Annotated in this window: 4 protein-coding genes; 2 read left to right on the top strand and 2 right to left on the bottom strand. The window is 72.3% G+C overall.

Going from position 1 to position 3,138, the window contains the following annotated elements; genetic code table 11:
- Positions 1–149: 149 nt before the first annotated feature.
- Positions 150–1,007 carry a DUF2705 family protein gene (locus tag E2E34_RS32865; RefSeq protein WP_138905491.1) on the top strand — a complete coding sequence of 286 codons (858 nt, stop codon included), beginning with the start codon at positions 150–152 and terminating at the stop codon, positions 1,005–1,007.
- Between the two features lie 35 nt (positions 1,008–1,042).
- Here the strand turns inward: E2E34_RS32865 and E2E34_RS32860 are convergent, their stop codons facing one another.
- Positions 1,043–1,372, bottom strand: a complete 330-nt coding sequence (locus E2E34_RS32860) for an Rv1322 family protein (protein ID WP_138905492.1) — start codon at positions 1,370–1,372, stop codon at positions 1,043–1,045.
- A 213-nt stretch (positions 1,373–1,585) separates the two neighbouring features.
- On the opposite strand from E2E34_RS32860, the gene E2E34_RS32855 reads away from it, so the two are divergent.
- Entirely contained in the window at positions 1,586–2,632 is a 1,047-nt protein-coding gene (locus E2E34_RS32855; RefSeq protein WP_138905490.1) for an LLM class flavin-dependent oxidoreductase, read from the top strand.
- Between the two features lie 70 nt (positions 2,633–2,702).
- Here E2E34_RS32855 and E2E34_RS32850 read toward each other — a convergent pair whose 3' ends face one another.
- A complete protein-coding gene (locus E2E34_RS32850) occupies positions 2,703–3,095 on the bottom strand; it encodes an SCO5389 family protein (RefSeq protein ID WP_138897598.1) in 393 nt (130 codons plus the stop codon).
- Positions 3,096–3,138 lie beyond the last annotated feature (43 nt).

The following is a 3,138-nucleotide window of genomic DNA, read 5'->3' as shown; positions in this document are numbered from 1 at the left end:
ACCCCCGGCCAGGCGCCCGCGCCGGGCCACAACCCCTACGCGGCGCCGGCCGCGCCGCCCGCGACTCCTCCCGCGCCCGTCGCGCCGCCCGCCGCCGCGCCCGCACCCGACCTGACCAAGAGCGACAGCGACAGCCCCGAGGACGCCCGATGACGACCCCGTACCAGCAGCAGGCCCCTCAGCAGGCCCACCAGCCGTACGCACCGCAGGGCGTCGCGTCGTACGTCTCCCCCATCCCGGTGCGCAGGGCGACGCTCGGCGACGCGCTCGCCTCCGAGTGGACGAAGATCCGGTCGGTGCGCTCCACGATGTGGACCCTCGGCGTCATGATCGTGCTCGTGCTCGGCATCGGGCTGCTCTCGTCGGTGGCCGTCAGCTCGTCCGGCGCCGACCTCGGCGAGACCCCGGTCCTGAGCCTCGGCTTCTTCGGAGTGCTCCTCGGCGCGATCCCGGTGATCACCCTCGGCGTCATGACCGTCGCGTCGGAGTACGGCACGGGAATGATCCGTACGACGCTCACGGCCTGCCCCAGCCGCTCCCGCGTGCTGACCGCCAAGGCGATCGTCTTCTTCGTCGTGGCCTTCGTCATCACGCTGGTGACCACCGCCCTCGTCGGACTGCTCCAGACGGCGATGCTCGACGGCGTCGCGCCCACGGGTGAGCACTGGCTGCGCGCGACGCTCGGCGTCAGCCTCTACGTCGCGACGCTCGGCCTGCTGTCGCTCGCCATCGGCTCGCTCATCCGCCACTCGGCGGGCGCCATCACCATCATGATCGGTGTGGTGCTGCTGCCGCTGGTACTGGCGATGTTCATGTTCTCCGAGACGCTGGCCGACCTCCAGCAGGCGCTCTTCGAGTACTCGATCCCCAACCAGCTCGGCGTCTTCTACGACGCCTCCGTCACCGACTCCGGACCGTCCGGCTGGGACCCGCTGTGGATCCTGGCGGGCGTCACGGCCGCCGCCCTGGGCGGCGCCTTCCTCGCCCTGGAGAAGCGCGACGTGTGACCGCGCGGACCGGCCCGCCCCCGGGGCGGCGCCGGTCAGTGGCGCGGAGCGTTGCGGGACCGCTGCACCTTCGTGGTGCGGCGGTCTCTCGCGTTCCAGCACGCCTTGTGCCAGTGCCTGCGGTCGTCGACGCCGCCGTACTCCGGCCAGGCCACCAGGTGCGCGACCCCGGACGGGATCTCCTGGTCGCAGCCCGGGCAGCGGTACCGCTTGCCCGCCGCGCTGGCGCCGGCGACGTGGCGCACCGACCACTCCTCGCCCTGCCACGACTCGGTGCTCTGGAGCCCGAACCTGTCTCCGACCGCGCCGGTCGGTCGCTCGGCGGGATTCTCGCCGCCCTTGGGGCGGTTGCGACGCGGGGACACCTGGAACCTCACGGGTCGGACGGCACTGGTTTCCCCCAGCCTAGGGCCATCCGGCAGGGGTACACGTACCGCAGCGCGTGCGGAAACGCCGCCCGTCCGGCGCGGCTTACCGGAAAATCGCAACAACTTCGCGCGTGGCCGTGCCTTTGGCACGTGTCAGACGTTGTTGCCAGTAAGGGGGAAGCCGCGTCGGCCGCAAGGAGGCAGAAGGCGATGCGTGTCGGAACGTTTGTACTGGCGGCCCAATTCCCGGGTCAGGGCCAGGGCGAGGCACTGCACCGGGCGGTGCGGTCGGCCGAGGTCGCCGAGGAGGCCGGGCTCGACTCCGTATGGCTCGCGGAACACCACTTCGTACCGTACGGCGTGTGTCCCTCGGCCGTGACGCTTGCCGCGCTGCTGCTCGGGCGCACCCGGCGCATCCGGGTGGGCACGGCGGTCAGCGTCCTGCCGACCGCGCACCCGGTCGCCCTGGGCGAGCAGGCCGCGCTGCTGCACCTCACCTCCGGCGGGCGGTTCACGCTCGGCGTGGGGCGGGGCGGCCCGTGGGTGGACCTGGAGGTGTTCGGGCAGGGTCTCGCGGCGTACGAGCACGGCTTCCCCGAGTCGCTGGATCTGCTGCTGCGCTGGCTGCGCGAACCGCGCGTCGAAGCGCGGGGCGAGCGGTTCGGCTTCCGTGAGGTCGCCGTCGTACCGAGGCCGGACGAGCTGCTGCGCGCGGCGCCGGACGCGGGGGAACCGGGCGGCCCGGAGGTCGTGGTCGCCTGCACCTCCCCCAAGAGCGTGCGGCTGGCCGCCGAGCGCGGGCTGCCGATGCTGCTCGGCATGCACTGCGGCGACGAGGACAAGGCGGAGATGGTCGCGCTGTGGCGCAGGCTCGCGCTCGCCGCGGGACATGAGCCGGAAACGGTCGCCGCGGCGGGCCATGTGTCGGCCGGCGTGGCGCAGATCGCGGACACCGCGGCCGACGCCACGGAGACGCTGACCAAGGCGATGCCCGGCTGGCTCAAGCAGGGTCTCGACGCCCATGTGACGGTCGACGGGCGCCACCGCGCGATGCGGGACCCCGTCGCCTACACGGAGATGCTGTGCGCGCTGCACCCCGTCGGCCCGCCCCGGCTGGCCGCCGACCGGCTGGCTGCCACCGCGGAGCGGACCGGGATCACGCGCTTCGCGCTGCTCGTCGAGGGTTCGGGCGACCTTGCGGCCACCGAGGAGAACGTACGGCTGCTGGGATCCGACGTACTGCCCCTGCTGTCCTGATCACGGCGGCCCGGCGCCGCCGCTCCGCATCAGTGCGGCACGCACGATGCGGAGCGACGACAGCACTGCCTCAGCAGTCCCGCAGGGTGGGCGACTGGTTGAGCAGCTGGCCCCGGATCGACGTGAAGCGGCTGAGCCGCTCGTCCGACGAGGAGTCCACCGGGAACACCGCTACGCGGTGGCAGTTCTGGAATGCGAGACGTACGCCGAAGTGCCGCTGGAGCGCACCGCGAATCGCGTCACTCGCGAGTGCGCGCAGCAGCTGACCACGTGCCTGCTCGTCCGGCGGAGGCGTCTGGTTGTCGGCGAACTCGCCACCGTCGACCTTCAGCTGAGCCACCAGAGAGCTGATCATCTCCCATGCGTAAGGCAGGGAGGTCCGGACGCAGTCGACGAAGGCGGCTTCGTCGACATCGCCTCGCTCGGCCTGTTCCAACAGTGCCGGTGAGACGTCGAGCGACATGGGTTCTCCTCTCGCGACCCCGGGACCGGGGTCTTACGGGCAG

Origin of the sequence: Streptomyces albidochromogenes (genome assembly GCF_005981925.1) — a bacterium.
GTDB classification, from domain to species: domain Bacteria; phylum Actinomycetota; class Actinomycetes; order Streptomycetales; family Streptomycetaceae; genus Streptomyces; species Streptomyces albidochromogenes.
This window is presented reverse-complemented; position numbering and strand designations above follow the sequence as displayed.